At 69.8% G+C, this 14,545-nt stretch carries 16 protein-coding genes and 3 pseudogenes; 14 read left to right on the top strand and 5 right to left on the bottom strand.

From position 1 onward, the window contains the following. On the bottom strand, nucleotides 1–454 hold a 454-nt coding region (locus FCI23_RS50130; RefSeq protein WP_407646148.1), incomplete at its 3' end, for a diaminopimelate decarboxylase family protein. Between the two features lie 10 nt (nucleotides 455–464). Next, nucleotides 465–860, bottom strand: a complete 396-nt coding sequence (locus tag FCI23_RS50125; protein ID WP_136730649.1) for an SAV_915 family protein — start codon at nucleotides 858–860, stop codon at nucleotides 465–467. A 251-nt stretch (nucleotides 861–1,111) separates the two neighbouring features. Between FCI23_RS50125 and FCI23_RS50120 the strand changes: the two are divergent. From FCI23_RS50120 to FCI23_RS50105, 4 genes and pseudogenes are all read left to right on the top strand, one after another. Then, nucleotides 1,112–1,388: pseudogene (locus FCI23_RS50120) on the top strand (ArsR family transcriptional regulator); the annotation flags it as partial. A gap of 47 nt (nucleotides 1,389–1,435) precedes the next feature. Then, the gene (locus tag FCI23_RS50115) at nucleotides 1,436–2,617 is read left to right on the top strand and encodes a PP2C family protein-serine/threonine phosphatase (RefSeq protein WP_246144812.1); all 1,182 of its coding nucleotides are present in this window, start codon (nucleotides 1,436–1,438) and stop codon (nucleotides 2,615–2,617) included. Nucleotides 2,618–2,763: 146 nt separating this feature from the next. Then, on the top strand, nucleotides 2,764–3,114 hold the full coding sequence (locus FCI23_RS63450) for an ATP-binding protein (RefSeq protein WP_136730647.1): 351 nt from the start codon (nucleotides 2,764–2,766) through the stop codon (nucleotides 3,112–3,114). 404 nt (nucleotides 3,115–3,518) lie between these two features. Beyond that, nucleotides 3,519–4,343 (top strand): SDR family oxidoreductase, encoded by an 825-nt coding sequence (locus FCI23_RS50105; protein WP_136730646.1) that lies wholly within the window; start codon nucleotides 3,519–3,521, stop codon nucleotides 4,341–4,343. Between the two features lie 149 nt (nucleotides 4,344–4,492). Here FCI23_RS50105 and FCI23_RS50100 read toward each other — a convergent pair whose 3' ends face one another. Continuing rightward, nucleotides 4,493–5,719, bottom strand: coding sequence for a cytochrome P450 (locus tag FCI23_RS50100; protein ID WP_136730645.1), 1,227 nt, complete (start codon nucleotides 5,717–5,719; stop codon nucleotides 4,493–4,495). A gap of 364 nt (nucleotides 5,720–6,083) precedes the next feature. Between FCI23_RS50100 and FCI23_RS50095 the strand changes: the two genes are divergently transcribed. The 5 genes and pseudogenes from FCI23_RS50095 to FCI23_RS50080 all read left to right on the top strand — a co-directional run. Further along, the gene (locus tag FCI23_RS50095) at nucleotides 6,084–7,229 is read left to right on the top strand and encodes a CaiB/BaiF CoA transferase family protein (RefSeq protein WP_136730644.1); all 1,146 of its coding nucleotides are present in this window, start codon (nucleotides 6,084–6,086) and stop codon (nucleotides 7,227–7,229) included. Between the two features lie 123 nt (nucleotides 7,230–7,352). Then, nucleotides 7,353–7,982 (top strand): beta-ketoacyl-[acyl-carrier-protein] synthase family protein, encoded by a 630-nt coding sequence (locus tag FCI23_RS50090; protein WP_136730643.1) that lies wholly within the window; start codon nucleotides 7,353–7,355, stop codon nucleotides 7,980–7,982. Next, nucleotides 7,975–8,472: a MarR family winged helix-turn-helix transcriptional regulator gene (locus tag FCI23_RS50085; RefSeq protein WP_136730642.1), complete on the top strand. Its 498-nt coding sequence runs from the start codon at nucleotides 7,975–7,977 to the stop codon at nucleotides 8,470–8,472. The genes FCI23_RS50090 and FCI23_RS50085 overlap by 8 nt, the downstream gene beginning before the upstream one ends. Nucleotides 8,473–8,498: 26 nt before the next feature. Continuing rightward, a pseudogene (locus FCI23_RS64390) lies at nucleotides 8,499–8,675 on the top strand (LLM class flavin-dependent oxidoreductase); the annotation flags it as partial. Nucleotides 8,676–8,713: 38 nt separating this feature from the next. Beyond that, nucleotides 8,714–9,202, top strand: a pseudogene (locus FCI23_RS50080) (LLM class flavin-dependent oxidoreductase); the annotation flags it as partial. A gap of 443 nt (nucleotides 9,203–9,645) precedes the next feature. On the opposite strand, the gene FCI23_RS50075 reads toward FCI23_RS50080, so the two are convergent. Then, the gene (locus FCI23_RS50075; RefSeq protein ID WP_136730641.1) at nucleotides 9,646–10,713 is read right to left on the bottom strand and encodes a hypothetical protein; all 1,068 of its coding nucleotides are present in this window, start codon (nucleotides 10,711–10,713) and stop codon (nucleotides 9,646–9,648) included. A gap of 697 nt (nucleotides 10,714–11,410) precedes the next feature. Here FCI23_RS50075 and FCI23_RS57650 point away from each other — a divergent pair. The 5 genes from FCI23_RS57650 to FCI23_RS64385 all read left to right on the top strand — a co-directional run bounded on the left by FCI23_RS57650 (nucleotide 11,411) and on the right by FCI23_RS64385 (nucleotide 13,219). Continuing rightward, nucleotides 11,411–11,566, top strand: coding sequence for a hypothetical protein (locus tag FCI23_RS57650; RefSeq protein WP_169317366.1), 156 nt, complete (start codon nucleotides 11,411–11,413; stop codon nucleotides 11,564–11,566). A 139-nt stretch (nucleotides 11,567–11,705) separates the two neighbouring features. Further along, nucleotides 11,706–11,924, top strand: a complete 219-nt coding sequence (locus FCI23_RS57645; protein WP_169317365.1) for a DUF5133 domain-containing protein — start codon at nucleotides 11,706–11,708, stop codon at nucleotides 11,922–11,924. A gap of 295 nt (nucleotides 11,925–12,219) precedes the next feature. Beyond that, nucleotides 12,220–12,462: an STAS domain-containing protein gene (locus tag FCI23_RS50060; RefSeq protein WP_136730639.1), complete on the top strand. Its 243-nt coding sequence runs from the start codon at nucleotides 12,220–12,222 to the stop codon at nucleotides 12,460–12,462. Nucleotides 12,463–12,629: 167 nt separating this feature from the next. After that, the gene (locus FCI23_RS50055; RefSeq protein ID WP_136730638.1) at nucleotides 12,630–12,905 is read left to right on the top strand and encodes a hypothetical protein; all 276 of its coding nucleotides are present in this window, start codon (nucleotides 12,630–12,632) and stop codon (nucleotides 12,903–12,905) included. Continuing rightward, nucleotides 12,905–13,219, top strand: a complete 315-nt coding sequence (locus tag FCI23_RS64385; RefSeq protein ID WP_136730637.1) for a GntR family transcriptional regulator — start codon at nucleotides 12,905–12,907, stop codon at nucleotides 13,217–13,219. The genes FCI23_RS50055 and FCI23_RS64385 overlap by 1 nt, the downstream gene beginning before the upstream one ends. Before the next feature lie 71 nt (nucleotides 13,220–13,290). On the opposite strand, the gene FCI23_RS50045 is transcribed toward FCI23_RS64385, so the two are convergent. Beyond that, nucleotides 13,291–14,412, bottom strand: coding sequence for a fatty acid desaturase family protein (locus tag FCI23_RS50045; protein WP_136730636.1), 1,122 nt, complete (start codon nucleotides 14,410–14,412; stop codon nucleotides 13,291–13,293). Nucleotides 14,413–14,545 lie beyond the last annotated feature (133 nt).

Genomic DNA, 14,545 nt, shown 5'->3' with positions numbered 1-14,545 from the left:
AGGTGCTGTCGATGACGATGCGCCCCACTCCGAGCCGCAGTGCGGTGGTCAGGTCCTCCGGGCTCTTGGCGTTCCCGTGCATCACGATCCGCTCCGGCGGGAACCCGGTGGTGACGGCGAGCTCCAGTTCCCCGGCGGAGCAGACATCCAGGCCCAGCCCCTCCTCGTGCACCCAGTGGGCGACGGCGCGGCACAGGAACGCCTTGGCCGCGTAGAGGACGTCGGCTTCCGGGAACGCCGCCCGGTATGTGCGGCACCGGTCCCGGACCTCTTGTTCGTCCAGGACGTACAGCGGGGTGCCGAAGCGGTCGGCGGCCTCGGCCAGGGACACTCCGCTGACGGTGACATCGCCGGTCGCGGCGGGCCGGGCGGAGGCGGGCCATACGGACAGCGCGTCGGCGTCGGCCGATAGTGGCGCTGCCGTGGTGGTGACTGGTGACAGTGAGATGGTCATGATGTCCCTCTCAGCCGAGCAGCGGTTTCAGGGACGGGACGGTGGCTGTGGCACCGTTCTCCCGTGGCACGCCGGCGCTCTGCGGTTCCCAGTCGTGCCAGGTGCTTGCCTTGGCTGCGGCGGCAGGCGCGGACAGCTGCGGGTCGACGGTGAGGGTGGTGACGCCCAGCGGTGTGGCGAGGGCCCGCAGTGCGGGGGCGGAGAGCTTGATCCAGGCCTGGCCGTGACCCAGGGTGGCGGTGAGTTGCTGTTCGGTGGTGAAGCCGACGGCTGTGCGGCCGCCGAGCGGCGTCCGGAAGAACCGCGCGATACAGCCCGTGGGTCCCGGCCGGACGGGGACGAGGAGCAGTCCGGCCGGGACGGGTTCTGAAGGCTCGGGATCCTCCGCGATGCGGCTGTGGAACATGGTGTTCCTCCTTGCAGAAAGACGGGACGCGCCGGTGCGGCACGATGGCCGCGAACGCTTCTATGACGCTATGCCCGCTGGTCCGGGCCCTGTCCCGACCCCTGACGCGACCTTGATGCGGGTATCTGGAAGCCCTGACGCGCCCCTGACGCTCGGGGGCGCACTCGACGACTGCGGCGGGCGGCCGATGCCGGAGCACGGCGTAGTCAGCCCCGTTTCGCAAGTCGCGGTGTGCCGACCATTGCTCCCGACCCTCCGACCTCGCCGACCGGTTCGGGATCTTCCGCACTCGGCTGTCGAATCATCTGGCATACCTGCGGGAGTGCGGCCTGGTCGTCGCCGTCCCGGTGAGCCGTCGCATGCGCTACGAGCTGGGTCGACCCCCGGCTCGGACCCGCACTTGACGACCTGCGCACCGCCATGGTCGTGGTCGTGGTCGCGGTCCAGCCCGACCGCACCTGCCCCGACACCCACGCTCTGGCCTCGTCGGTGGCTGGTGTCTCGGGGGAATCATGCACCACCAATTAGGCGTCAAAGGTGGGTATAAGGTGCGTATGGGTGTCCGACGTTTGTCTATGGACCGCCTCCTGGAGCAGTCATCGAGCCGCGGGCGGGTGGCGATCCCGCTCATGCTGATCCTGGTGATCCTGGTGGCCGACATCATGACCTCACCGGATGTCCACCTGGGTCCCCTTCTCGTCGCCGCGCCCGCGCTCACGGTCTCGTTTGCCGGGCCCCGGCTGACTGCTCTGATCGGGGTCCTGGCCATGATCGCCCTAGTGATCCCCGATCTGCTGACAGGCACGTTCGGGACGATGAACAGCCAAGCGCAGATGCTCGCGCTGGTAGTGGTCTCGTCCCTGGTGGTGTTCTACTCCTTCGTCTGGGAGCGGCGTGGCAGGGAGCTGAGCCGGGTGCGGTCGGTGTCCGAGGCGGCACAGCGGGCTCTGCTGCGGCCTCCGCCCCGCCGGATCGGGCCGTTGCGTGTGGCCTGGCTGTATCTGGCAGCCGAGGACGAGACGCAGATCGGGGGCGACCTGTTCGCGGTCGCCCGCGCCGCCAACCCCTGCACCCGGGTGGTCATCGGCGATGTCCGGGGCAAGGGCCTGGCCTCCGTCGGCGAGGCCTCGATGGTGCTGGGCGCGTTCCGCGAGGGCGCTCACCGGTACGCCACCTTGCCCGAACTCGGGGCGGCCCTCGAAGAGAGCGTCTGCCGCAGCTTGGAGGATGTCGCCGACACCGAGCACGACAAGGGCGAGCACTTCATCACCACCCTGGTAGTGGATATCCCCGACCGCGACCCACAGGCCGAGATGATCAACTTCGGCCATCCTCCGCCACTGATGGTGCACGGTCAGAAGGTCGCGGTCCTGCACTCCCGCCGCCCCGCACCCCCGCTGGGCGTGTGCGAATCGTCCGTCCCAGACCGCCCCACCGACCCGTTCATCTTCGAAACCGGCGACATGCTCGTGCTCTACACCGACGGCGTCATCGAAGCCCGCTCACCCGCGGGAGCCTTCTACCCGCTCGCCGAGCGGGTCGCCTCCCTCCCCGCCTCCGGCCCCGACGCCCTGCTGCACCACATCCACCGCGACCTGCTCGCTCACACCGGTGGGCGACTCGACGACGACGCCGCCCTCCTGGTCATCGAACGCACCCCCTCCCATCACCTCCACCGGCCGCACGCTACTGCTACCCCCCTCAGCGGCCACGGGCGGCTCCACACCCACGGATCGCCCCCGCCCACAGACCACTGACCGTCGCAGTCGGCCCCGCCGCGCTGCGGTGCTGGCCGCTGCGGCGGAGGCCGCGATGCCGTACAGCGAGCGGGCCGTGGTGCTGCGCCGGGCCGGTGACCTCTTCGCCCGCCACGCCCTGGACGGCGAGATAGCCGCGTCGATCGGTGCGTTCGGCTCCTTCACGCCCCAGGGCCGGCGACCCGAAAACCGGGCAGCAGGAAGCCCTCACCAACACCCACAAGCACGCCGGACGCGCCATCGCGGGGGTGACCCTCGCCTACGGCCCCGAGTCGCTTCGCATCGACGTGCGCGACGACGGCAACGCCGCCGCCGCGCACGGACCGGGCAGCGGCTACGGCCTGATCGGCATGCGCGAATGCAGTCCGCGGGGCAGCGAGGCCGGCCGCCGGCCCGCCACCGTGGGGACCGCTGCGGTCAGCGGCCCCGCGATTATTGGCACACTGGCTGTGGGATGCAACGAAACGCAGCGGGGTGCGGCGGGAATGAGTGTTTGATCTGGGTTGCTGCGACTTCGGTGGTCTTCACCGTGTCCCCTTGAACAATCTCATCGGGTGAGTCGACCGGCTTGTCGGAAAGATCAGACGGCGAACCGGATGAGGGGGGTCTTCCTGCAGCGCCATGCAATCAGCCCGCTACGCTCGCTCAAGCCGCCCCGGTTCTGCCCCTGGGGGAGCGGCGATCATGCAGGCGTGGTGTCCGTGCCGGGGCGGTCCCTGTCGCCGAGGTCGCCGACTGGCCCATCCGGCGCGAGGATACCCCTTGACCTTCGTGAGCACGTCACTGGCTTCGCCATGGTGGAGACAGTCATGGAATAGAAGCCTGTGATCACAGGGTTGAGACCCGAATAAGCGCCGCGAAATCACGGCGGAGAGGCGATAGGTTTTATGAGGCGAACGCCATGACACAAAAGATCTGGTTCATCACGGGTGCCTCGCGGGGCTTCGGGCGGGAGTGGGCGATCGCGGCGCTGGAACGCGGCGACTTCGTGGCCGCGACGGCGCGTGAGCTGTCCACATTGGACGATCTTGTCGCGACCTACGGAGAGCGGTTCCTGCCCCTGCAACTCGACGTCACGGACCGCGACGCCGACTTCGCCGCAGTGCGGCAGGCGCACGAGCGGTTCGGGCGCCTCGACGTGGTGGTCAACAACGCCGGCTACGGCCACTTCGGGATGGTCGAGGAGATCACTGAGGCGGAGGCCCGCGCGCAGCTGGAGACCAACCTGTTCGGCGCGCTGTGGGTCACCCAGGCGGCACTGCCGTTCCTGCGCGAGCAGGGCAGTGGCCACATCCTGCAGGTCTCCTCGATCGGCGGGATCAGCGCGTTCCCGTTGGTCGGCATCTACCACGCGTCGAAGTGGGCGCTCGAAGGGATCAGCCAGTCGCTGGCCCAGGAGGTGGCGTCGTTCGGCATCAAGGTCACCCTGATCGAGCCCGGCGGGTTCGCCACCGACTGGGCCGGCTCCTCGTCGAGCACGTCCAAGCAGTTGCCGGAGTACGCCGAGTACCACGAGCAGGTGCAGGAGCAGCGCCGCAAGCGCGTCGGCACCCCGGGTGACCCGCACGCGTCCGCCGCAGCCGTGCTGGAGCTCGTGGATGCCGATGAGCCGCCGCTGCGATGCTTCTTGGGTACGGCGCCGCTGGGTATCGCAAAGGCCGACTACGAGCAGCGCCTGGCGACGTGGGAGAAGTGGCAGCCGGTGGCGGAGCTGGCGCAGGGCTGAGCGGGCGATCTCCTGCCGGCACACCTCGTGCCGCCGCCCAGGCGTGGCAGTCCCGGGCTGCGCGACGCTGCAGTCAGGGTGATCCGACGGCATCGGCGTATCGCGGCTTTGGTTGGTCGGGTTTCGGCGGCGGTCGGGCACACCCCTCCTCACCAGTGGACCGTGAGGGTCAGTGGTGACTTGATCGGGGAAGCGTCGTCCCAGGCGGGCTCGCGTCCGTCAGTGATACGCAGGTCCGGGAAACGATCGAGCAGCGCTTCCAGGCCCACGGTCATCTGGGCTCGTGCCAGGTGTGAGCCGATGCAGTTGTGCGCTCCTCGGCCGAAGACGAGGTGGGGATTGTCCGCGCGGCACAGGTCGAGCCAGTCGGCGTCGTCGAACACACTCTCGTCGCGGTTCGCCGCGGCGAGTACGGGCAGCACGGCGTCGCCCGCGCGGATCGTCCGGCCGTGCAACTCGATGTCTTCGACGGCCTGGAGGACCACGACACCGTTCTGCACCGGTACGTAGCGCAGCAGTTCCTCGACCGCTTTGGGCATGAGGTCGCGGTCGTCGCGCAGACGGGCGTACTGTCCGGGCCCGGTAAGCAGAGCCACCACGGCGTCGGCCAGGAACATGGTGCTCGTGCGGTATCCGGCGACGAGCATGGAGAGCCCGAAGTTCACCACGCTCTCGTCGTCCAGTGTGCCGCGCCCGCACTCGCGGACCAGCTCGGTGAGCATGTCGTCGTCGGGCTCGCGCTGTTTGCGGTCGAGCTGAGCGGAGATGTACTCCCGCAGCCAGCGGGTGGCCCTGCGCCCGTCCTCCAGGGTGATCAGCGCGCCGAGGGCGGCGTCCGCCATGGGCAGGAAGTACTCGCGGTCCTCGTAGGGGATGCCCACCAGATCGCACATCACCAGGAGTGGGAATGGCTCGAGGAAGCCGGCGACCAGGTCGCCGGGACGGTCGCCGTCGGCGAACGCGTCCAGCAGACGGTCGGCCGAGCGCCGGATACGCGGCAGCCGGCGCCGGATGGAGCGGACGCTGAACGGCTCGGCCAGGGCCCTGCGCAGCGCCGCGTGCTGGGGGCCGTCCATTTCCATCATGGTGATCAGGCCCGGCTTGTCGTCGACGACGGCGCGGTCGGGGCGCGGCGGCCAGTCGTTGATGCTCGGCCTGATCAGCCGGGAATCCGCGATCATTTCCCGGACGTCGTCATACCGGGTGATGTACCAGGCGGTGGCCCCCATCGGGAGCCGGACCTTGGCCAGCGGGCATTCCTGGCGCAGCCGCCTGTATTCCGCGGGCGGTCCCATGCTGCCCGGCGGCGGGAGCGGGAAGTCAAGCACTTTCCGCTCGGGCTCGGGGTCCGGCGCGCTGAGTAGCTGTGGGGTCATGCTCGGTGCCCTTCCGGAGCCCGAGCTGGTCGGACATCTGCCGCCAGACCTGCTTGTCAAATCCGGTCTCGGTCGCCATCTGCTCCCGTACCGCAGACTCCGGGGCTCTCGTCTCGAGGAACTGGCGGACAACCCGTCAAAGTTTCTCTTGGTCGGGGGAGAACGCCAGGCTCACTCATGTAGGAGAACCTTCCGGAGGCGGGTCTTGCAGCAAGTAATCTTCAATACTGTATGTTACCTTACAGATAATAGCCGAGGTTCGGCAAGGCGGGAGGACGCGAGTGAGCGCGGTGAGAAAGCGGGCGCGCGACCAAGGCGTTCGCGGACGGAGCGTTGTCAGGACCCGGATCCCGGTAGGCGTCCGGTGAGCGGGCCGCTGACCGGGGTTCGTGTCGTCGAGCTCGCCGGGCTGGGGCCGGCGCCCTTCGCGGGGATGATGCTGGCGGACGCCGGCGCCGACGTCATCCGGATCGACCGTTCCGAGCGGGCCGCGTACCCGCCGGTGGAGACGCCGCACGCCGACCTCCTGAATCGTGGTCGGCGCTCGGTGGCCGTGGACCTCAAGCACCCTGAGGGGGTCAGTCTCGTGCTCCGGTTGGTGGAGCGGGCGGACGGGCTGATGGAGGGATTCCGTCCCGGCGTGGCCGAGCGGCTGGGTGTCGGCCCGGAGACCTGCCTGCGGCGCAATCCGTCGTTGGTCTACGGCCGTATGACCGGGTGGGGCCAGAGCGGGCCGATGGCCAGGGCGGCCGGACACGACATCGACTACATCGCCCTGGCCGGGGCGCTCGGCCAGATCGGCCGGGCCGGGGAGAAGCCCGTTCCCCCGCTGAACCTGGTCGGGGACTTCGGCGGCGGGGGGATGCTCCTGGCGTTCGGCATGCTCGCGGGTATCCTCTCCGCCCGGCAGAGCGGTGAGGGCCAGGTCGTCGATGCCGCGATGGTGGACGGGGCGGCCTCTTTGATGACCATGACGTACATGTTCCGCGCTTCCGGCCTCTGGAAGGACGAGCGTGGCACCAATGTGCTCGACACCGGCGCCCACTTCTACGAGGTGTACGAGACCTCCGACGGCGGGTACATCGGCGTCGGGGCCATTGAGCCCCAGTTCTACGCGGAGCTGATCCGACTGCTCGGGCTGGCGGACGAGGACCTGCCGAAGCAGATGGACCGGGGGGCGTGGCCGATGATGAAGGAGCGGTTCGCCGCCGCGTTCGCCGCCAGGACGCGTGAGGAGTGGGAGTTCGTCTTCGAGGGCACCGACGCGTGCGCCGCGCCGGTCCTCTCCGCCGCCGAGGCGCCGCTGCATCCGCACAATCTCCATCGCGGGACCTTCACCGAGGTGGCCGGAGTGGTCCAGCCGGCCCCGGCCCCCCGGTTCTCCCGTACGCCCGGCTCGATCCGGCGTCCCCCGCCGAACCCGGGCCAGCACGGCGACGAGGCGCTAGGGGACTGGGGGCTGGGACCACAGGAGATCCGCAAGCTCCGTGACTCCGGCGCCATCGTCTAGCCGGGTACCTCGCGCGGGCGTGTCCCGGCGCTCTCTGCGTGCCGCTCTCCGTAGGCCGATCACGTGAAGCACTGTCCACTCACGGTCCCGCCGGGGCCCGTCCAAGCAGAGGGCAACGTCCATATGTCCCGGAAGCCCATCCAGGTGCCGGCCAACTGCGAGCTGACTCTCGGCATGACGTGCGTCGACAAGGCCCACCGGCCGCACCGTCTGGCGGATGCTCGCCGACGAGCGATTCCCGAACCCTGTCGGCGTCATCCAGGGCGGCTTCCTGGGCGCGATGGCCGATGCGTCCACACCGCCGGCACCTCGTCGCAGATCGCCGACGGCGCGGCCGCGCTGATGCTGATGACCAGGGAACGGGCGGAGGTGCTCGGACTGAGCCCGCTCGCCACCATCGTCGACGCCTGCCTGGTCGGATGCGATCCGGTCCTCATGCTGGAGGGCCCCATCCCCGCCACGCGCAAGCTGTTCGACGCCCAGCGCATGACGATCAGCGACCTGGATGTCATCGAGATCAATGAGGCCTTCGCCGCGGTGGTCCCGGCCTGGGAACGTGAGCTCAAGGCCACTATGAACCGGGTCAATCCGAACGGCGGGGCGATCGCCCTGGGCCATCCGCCGGGCGCGACGGGCGCGATGCTGCTCACCAAGGCGGTGCACGAACTCGCCCGTACCGAAGGGGAGCACACACGGGTGACGATGTGCTGTGGGGGAGGTCTCGGAACCGGGACCCTGTTGCGCCGTGGCTGAGTCACCGGATTCCGCTTCGGTCGACCATGAACTCGACGCTCCGCCCTGGCGGCGCTTTGAGTCGACACTCATGGCGACATCACGCTCGATCCGCCGCGCCTACGACCTGAGGCTGGGGGAGATCGGCCTCAATCTCTCCCAGGCCTGTCTGCTGGCGTACGTGGCCGAGCACGGTCCGGTGACGCAGACCCACGTCGCGGAGCGTATCGGCATGGGCCGCGCGCCGGCCGGGGCGATCGTCGACAACCTGAGCGATCGCTCGCTGCTGGTCCGTCTGCCGCATCCAGGCGACCGGCGTGTCTGGCTTCTCTCCGCCACGGCGCAGGGCCTGGAGCGCGCGGCCCGGATCGCCGAGGTGGACATGGCACTCCGGACGGAACTACGAGAGGGCCTGAGCCGGGAAGAACGCCACCAGCTCGCCGAGACCCTCGTTCGACTGCAGAGCAATCTCGCCGGCGTGTTCGAGCGGCATGCCGGTCCGGAAGCCTGAAGTAAGTAGTTCATGGGACTCGAAGGCTTGCGATGGGGCATGGACATATCGCCAACATCTGGGCCCGGCAACCGCAGACCGCGCACGGCGCGGCTGCCCTGCTGGCTCAGGCCTACCCCGGCCGGTTCGTGCTCGGCCTGGGGGTCGGCTACCCCCAGCAGGCGGAGGGCACCGGCCGGGAGTTCGACAGCCCGCTGGCCACGATGCGCGACTACCGGAGCCGGATGGACGGCCCGACTGGCCACCCGCGCCCGACGTGGCCTATCCGCGGATCATCGGCGCGAACGGGCCGAAGATGCTGGCGCTGGCCGGAGAGATCGCCGACGGCGCGCTGCCGGCCGGGCTGCCCCCGGAGTTCACCGCGCAGGCCAGGCAGGTGCTCGGCCCGGACAAGCTGCTGGTCGTCGGAGTGTCCGTGGTCGTCGACGCCGACCGCGACCGGGCGCGGTCGACCGCGCGGGAGAGGGTGTCGGCCTCGCTCAGCCGGCCGTCGTACGCGGCAACCATCGCCCGGCTGGGCTACCCGGACCAGGACATCGCCGAGGTGAGCGACCCGTTGGTGGACGCGATCGTCGGCCACGGCGACCCGGCCGCGATCGCGACCACGGTGCGCGAGCACCCGGCAGCCGGCGCGGATCACGTGACGCTCATGCTGCCGGCCGCCGGGGAGTTCACGGTCGGCGTGGACCAACTGGAACAACTCGCCCCGGCGCTGGTCGCCGCCGGCTGATCAGCGCGACACGGACAGCCCTGGATGTGTCACCTACAGCAATAGAGATGGATGACAGATGAACGAGGTCTGGGTTCTGGGAGCCACCGGGCGATCCGGTCGCGCGATTGCCGCGGAACTGGTGGCGCGGCATTGTGTCGCCAGTGCTGGTGGGGCACGAGGCCACGCGCCTGCGCGAGCCGGCCGAGAAGATCGGCGGCGATTCGCGGATCGTGGTGGCCGGCTCGGTCGACGCCGTCATCCCGGAGTTGGGGAAGAGCAAGCCGGCCGTGGTGGTCGACACGATCGGCTCGTTCGCCCAGACAGCGTTGCCGATCGGCCATCCCCATCGTTCGCCGCCGCCCACCTCGGCCATGAGGGCATCGGGCCGCGGGCGTGGGCCGGTGCCCTCATGGGAGACCTTCAGGGGACCTGTCGTGTGTCCTTGCTGTCACCGCAGCCGGTCACGTGGCGGCGTGATCGGCGGCCGTGGAGACGGTGGTGCGTTCTTGGTGGCGGCGCTCGTAGTCGAGTACCTGCCGGGCGAGGTCGGGGTCGGCCTCGCGCAGCCGGGCGCGGATCTCGTCGGCCTTCATGGAGTCGTAACCGGGCCAGGGCTCATCTCCGCGCAGGTCCCAGATCTTGTTCAGGATCGTGGTGCGCCCTGCATGGGCCCGCTCATAGCCCTCGATCGTGGCCAGCTCGGCCTGGGACAGGTGCCGAAGCCGGCCGGAGACCTCGACGACGGTCAGCTCGCCGTAGCCAGGAATCGGCAGCTCGTCCTCCGCGGCCGCGGCCCCTTGCACCTCGCCCCGCATCCGGCTCACGCCGGGCAGCCACCCCATCGCACCTTCGAGCGTACGTTCGGCCCGCTGCTCCCACTGTTCGGCTTGCCGCCCACTCTCCTCGACCGTCTCCCGCAGGCGGCTCCAACCACCACGGACCGCCTCGGCGGCCCCGGTGGAGCCGGCCCGCTCCGCACGGTGGCCGCCGTTCGCAGCGGCCACCACCGCCCCGGCCTGCTCTTCAAGGTTGTCGCCGAGCTTTTGCAGCAGCTCCTCGTCGTGGCGGCGGATGGAGCCGAGCAGGTCCGCGCTGGCGGCGTCGTCGGCCTCCTGCGCGATGCTTTCGCCGGCCCGGCAGGTAGCCACGGCCAAGGCGGTGATCGCGTACTCGTCCTCGGCGTTCTTCAACAGCTGGCGCTCCGCGGCCCTACCACGGCCCCGCAACACACCGGCCGGCACTGCCATGGCAACGTCGAGGGGCAGCCGGGCAACCCGGGTGGCCTGCCCGGCGAGGTGACGAGCCCCCTCGAGGGCGTCCTGGAGCAGACCGTGGGGCCGCACCTGGTCCATGTGTTCGTCAATGCTGCTGATGTGGTCTTCGGCGTCGGCGACGTGGCGCTCCAGGATCCGCCGGTAGCCCCCGGCGGGGGTGACCGCTATGTGCGCCTGGAACCTCTCGACGACCGCAGCTTGGGCGTCGCGGACGTCATGCAACGCCGGAATGACCAAATCCGTGGTGGCTGTCATCGCGTACTCCTCCTGAATGGTCTGCTTAGAACGAAGTGGCGGCGGGCCCGGCCGGGGAATGCCGCTCGACCATCTGCCGGACTGCCCCGCAGATGTGGCCCCGTGTGCATCCTCTATGCGCCCGCCGGAACCTGCTCGGCGAGACCCTGGCCGGCGCCGCCGTCTGCCTGGGCTCGGGCAGCCGCACCGACCTTGGTCGAGCTGCCCATCCGCCACCCCGAACGGAACCGGCCGACGGACACCGGGGCGTCTGCCCGAGGCTGGTTGACCGATGCCTGAGGGCGCGAGATTGATCTGCGTCCGGTCACACTGACCTCTTGGGACGGCGTGGATCAAACTCCTCCTGCTGCGGGCTCCTCGCTGTCGCGCGAGCCGCGCTACCTGGCCACCGTTGGTGTGCCTGGTGAACGAGATAACCCCAACGTACTGCGCTCGCCGAGCCCCTGGAGTCCAACCGCTACCTGTCCATCTCGGCAGCCGGACCCGCGCCTGCCTGCTTCGTGCCGATCGCCATAGTCGTGGCAGATAACACAGCGGCACTCCCGCGGTGGGCTCTCCTCAGCACCGCGGGCGCGTTTGCTTTCCCAGCGGGCCCCGGGCACCCGAAGGACAGCCCAGCGGTCGCCAACACAGGTCCTTGGGCCGGCCGTCAGCACGGCCGAGCGCAGCGAGGTTTCGCAGGCCACACGGTGTGTTCGTGGCCGCGTTGGCGGCGGCGTCGCTGTGCCTGCTCGTCGCCGGGTCGCTGACAGCGGTGGCGGCGCTCATCTGGGTCTCCGCAGGCGTGTGGCTGGCGACGCTCCTGATGGGCATCGGCCTCCTGCGCAAGTGGATGGGCCGCCCACGCGGGTGAGACTCGGCGCACCATGTGGAGCGGCGCCTGTCAGGGCACCCCGTACAACACCTCCCCAACCGGGCTGGCGACGCCGCGAACGGCGGTACCGTCGTGGAAGAGGTGCTCACGCACCGACGCTGCGAGAAGGGAGCGGAGCATGCCGCTCATCGACTTCCACGCATTGTGCAATCTCGTCACCGAATACGAGCCTTTCCTCACCGCCGCAACGCCCCAGACGCTCGGCGCACCTGCCAGGTGCCGGCTGGAGGACGTGCCGTACACCGTCTGCGTCTACACCGACATCCGCGAACCGCGTGAGGCCATGTCCCGCGCTCGCCGTCTCCTGCTCGACCGCGCACGGAGCGCCCAGGCCTAGGCCGATCAGCCTGCGGTGCTCCCCGCTTGGCGTGTCGTACGCGTTGCCGGAGCCGATCGCCTTCGCAGAGATTGTCGGATTGCTGGTGATGCCCGCCATCCGCTGCTCCCGTACCAGCTTGGCCAGGCGGCCGCCGGTCAGCCGTTGCCGGCCCGAGTCGTCCAGTCAGATCGCCACCCCCTCGGCGACCAGCCGGTCCAAAGTCTCAGTTGTGATCCTCCTCCCGGCTTGCGTGTGTTCCGGCTCCACGCCGGAAGGCTCTCGGCCGGGGCCCCCGGCCGCCCATACCGCGATCGTGTTCCGGGATCATCGGCCGCCGGTACGAACGCCCCTGGGGCTGCTCGTCGGCGCCCACAACCGGGCCCGGCAGCAGGGCGGCAAGCTGCGCCTGGTGTGCCCTGAAGGCCGGGTGCTGCGGCTCTTGAAGCTCACCGAACTCCCCGTCCACCACACCTTGCGGGAGGCCCTCGCGGACGAAGTCCCCGTCCCCGTAACGGAGAGACCGGCGGGAGGGGTGGCCTACAGGGCAGGGGGATGAGCTGGGCCTGTTCGTCTATTATCGAGCATCCGGAGGTGCCGGAGGTGGCGTCCGCCGCGGAGCGGGCGACAGCCCCGCGGGGCGGCGGGGCTGTCGGTGCCGGGAGCGGTGGAAGAGGCCCGGCGGCACGGGTTCGTGGCGTCAGCGACAGCCGGTAGAACCAGCGCTTGCCCCAGCAGACCATGGGCTCGGGGACAGCGCAGGCCGGAGCGCGCGACCGGGTGAGTCTCGTGGCCGCCAGAGCCGCCATCACCCTCGACGACGCCCCGCCGAAGATCGCCCTGGACGCCGACGGCTATGCGACCGCGCTGCCCGCGGATGCCAAGGGCTTGGCGGTCCCGAACTCGATTGCCGCTGCCCATTGTCGGCGGCCACGAACGACCGCTCCCCGCCGCCGGACGCACCCGCCTTCTCGCCAAGATCGCCACGGAGACGACCCCTGATGCTCCACGGCGTCCCGCGTGCTCCCTACCTCCTGGCGGCTGACGCCCTCCGGAGGGGGACCGCCTCAGGAGGGTTCAAGCCGGGCGATCGACTGCCTTCCCTGTCGCGACTCGAAGAGCGCTTCCATCGCGAAACCGTCCGGAGCGGGCTGCGCGTCCTCCATGAGGAGGGCTTGATCGATACAGCGCAGGGACGAGACAGCTACGTATGCGACGTCCCCTCGTCGAGCGCCGGCCGTGACTTGCTCGCCCCGGACCGGACCCCGCATACGACCTCGAGTACCAGGAACTGGCACGGCAGATCGCCGAACTGACGCGCGAACTGAAGAGCCTGAGGAGCACCGTCGCCGCGTTCCAGACCGCCCGCAACCAGCGTGGGCAGCGGTCAGGGCCTTCGCCGGCCGAGTCCTCCGGGCGCGCCGGGGTAGAAAGCCCGAGCGATTGTCTCCTGGTCGGGTAGCGCCAGCCTCAGTACCCGTTTCCAGGCCTGGCGGTACTGCTTGCCGAGGGGTCCGGTGGTGTAGGGCAGGCGGTACTTGTCGCACAGTTCGCGCACGCGTGGCGCGATCTGCGCGTATCGGTTGCTGGGCAGGTCGGGGTAGAGGTGGTGCTCGATCTGGTGGCCGAGGTTGCCGCTGAGTACGTGGAACAGCGGCCCGCCCTCGATGTTCGCCGAGCCGAGCAGCTGCCGCAGGTACCAGCGACCGCGGGTCTCGCCTTCGATCTCCTCTTCCCGGAAGGTCTGGGTTCCGTCGGGGAAGTGGCCGCAGAAGATGATCGCGTGCGACCAGATGTTCCGTGTGGTGGCGGCGGTGAGGTTGCCGAGCAGGCAGGTCAGGGCGGACGGGCCGGCGAGCAGTGGGAAGAGCAGGTAGTCCTTGCCGATTTGGCGGCCGGCCTTGGAGGCCAGTGCTCGCAGTTCGCCGAAGAGCGTCCGCCAGGTTTTCCTGCCCTGCACGGCGGCCTCGAATTCGAGGTCGAAGATGGCGATGCCCCATTCGAACAGTGGGGCCAGTGCCGCGTTGTAGAGGGGCTGGACGAGGTGGTCCGGCCTCCATGGCTGGTCCTGGCTCATCCGCAGGACCGTGTAGCCGACATCCCGGTCCCGGCCGAGGACGTTCGTCCAGCGGTGGTGCAGGTCGTTGTGCGTGTGCTTCCAGGCGGCGGGGGTCAGCGCGTCCCACTCCCAGGTGGTGGAGTGGATCTTCGGGTCCCGCATCCAGTCCCACTGGCCGTGCAGCACGTTGTGGCCGATCTCCATGTTGTCCAGGATCTTCGCCGTGGCAAGCATCGCTGTGCCCGCTGCCCAGGCGGGCGGGAACAGGGAGACCAGGAGTGCGGCGCGTCCGGCCGCCTCCAAGGTGCGCTGCACGGCGATGACCCGCCGGATGTAGCGGGCGTCGCTCTCGCCACGCTCCGCGATGATCTCCTCGCGGATGCGGTCGAGTTCCGCGGCGAACGCTTCGACGTCGGTGTCGTCCAGGTGGGCGGTGGTGGTTGCGTTCATGGGAGGACTCCTCAGGGGTGTTCACAGTTCCAGGTGCACGGGGCCGGCGGCTGCCGACACGCAGGTCTGCACGAGGTCCCCCGCCTCGCCGTGGATCCGGCCGGTGCGCAGGTCGCGTACGCGGCCGCCGACG

The sequence above is a fragment of the Actinacidiphila oryziradicis genome, assembly GCF_005047355.1.
GTDB lineage: Bacteria > Actinomycetota > Actinomycetes > Streptomycetales > Streptomycetaceae > Actinacidiphila > Actinacidiphila oryziradicis.
Note: the sequence above shows the minus strand (reverse complement) of the source record. Positions and strands in the feature narration are given on the sequence as shown.